This window comes from Ameyamaea chiangmaiensis, from assembly GCF_013376175.1.
GTDB classification, from domain to species: domain Bacteria; phylum Pseudomonadota; class Alphaproteobacteria; order Acetobacterales; family Acetobacteraceae; genus Ameyamaea; species Ameyamaea chiangmaiensis.
Genome location: NZ_JABXXR010000321.1, coordinates 1 through 1,018, shown reverse-complemented (window position 1 = coordinate 1,018; position 1,018 = coordinate 1). Strand labels below are relative to the sequence as shown.

Annotated in this window: 2 protein-coding genes; one reads left to right on the top strand and one right to left on the bottom strand. The window is 63.1% G+C overall.

Annotation, left to right across the window (positions count from 1 at the left end; all coding sequences use genetic code 11):
* The first annotated feature begins 268 nt into the window (after positions 1 to 268).
* On the top strand, positions 269 to 685 hold the full coding sequence (locus tag HUK82_RS16785; protein ID WP_176614987.1) for a hypothetical protein: 417 nt from the start codon (positions 269 to 271) through the stop codon (positions 683 to 685).
* Between the two features lie 116 nt (positions 686 to 801).
* Here HUK82_RS16785 and HUK82_RS17255 read toward each other — a convergent pair.
* Positions 802 to 1,018: hypothetical protein (locus HUK82_RS17255; protein WP_212648199.1), on the bottom strand; the 217-nt coding region annotated here is incomplete at its 5' end.

Sequence of the window (1,018 nt, the reverse complement as noted above, 5' to 3'; positions counted from 1 at the left end):
GGCGCTCGCCGGCCGGGCCGGCTCGCAAATGATCTGGGCGGAAAGACGGCATTTCTGGTAGCGGGGCCGCAATGCTGCCTGGGCAACGCGCCGCGTCCACGGCGCGAGCGGAAGGCGCCAACAGGGGCGCCTCGGTCATGGTCCGGCGCGCTCCGCGCGCTGTCCTGATCGTGAACCAATGGTCGTAAACTCCAATGCTATTTCCTGGATATTCCTGAATCGTTTCGGCATGTGTGTGGTGTTCCTTCTCTTGGAAAGGACACGATCCATGCTGCTCGGTCTCGGTATTGTCCTGGGTTTCGCCGGTATCGGCTTCCTGTGCTGGCTGCTGTTTCTCTGCGCGGTCTATGCCGCACCGCTGTTCGTGGCGGCGATGGTCTGCACCATGCTCTACGACCATGCCATGATGTCTGGCGTTCACGCCATCCTCGCGGGCATCGCCGCCGGGATCATGGTGCTGGCGTTCGGTCAGGCGATCCTCGCCTCCTCGCGCGATCCCGCGCTCCGGACATTGGTGTCGTTCCTGCTCGCCCTGCCGGCCGCACTGGCGGGGTTCGGCATGACGCTGGGGTTCAGCGGTATGGGCGACATGGGCACTATTCCGGCCTACCTCTTCGCGACCTTCGGGGCGCTGTGTGTCGGCGGGGCCACGTGGACACGGCTCTGCGCTATCCAGCCCGCATAAGTTCCCGGTGTCAGAATACCTGATCCGACCGGGTCAAGAAGGTCAGCGTGGGGCGGTCAATCCCCGTTGCGCGATTACGGGCGGACCAGGGTTCAGGATAGGGCAGCGCCTTCCTTTCAGCGAGAGATGCCCGGCACAGACGCCAACCGGGGTAAAACGGCGGTCAGCTTCAATGCGGAAAACGCATGCCGTTCTGTTGGCATGACTGGCGGCCCGGCATCAACGTCCTGCCTGTCGATCGGGAAGAGCAGGGAACATGATACCAGCCAGCGGGTTATCCTGGCGACGGATACGGTTTGACCTGTTCTGTCTGGAAACGGATATTCCCCGACA

Excerpts from the sequence above, each read along its gene's own strand:
- HUK82_RS16785 (WP_176614987.1), top strand. The coding sequence starts at position 269 with ATGCTGCTCGGTCTCGGTATTGTCCTGGGTTTCGCCGGTATCGGCTTC.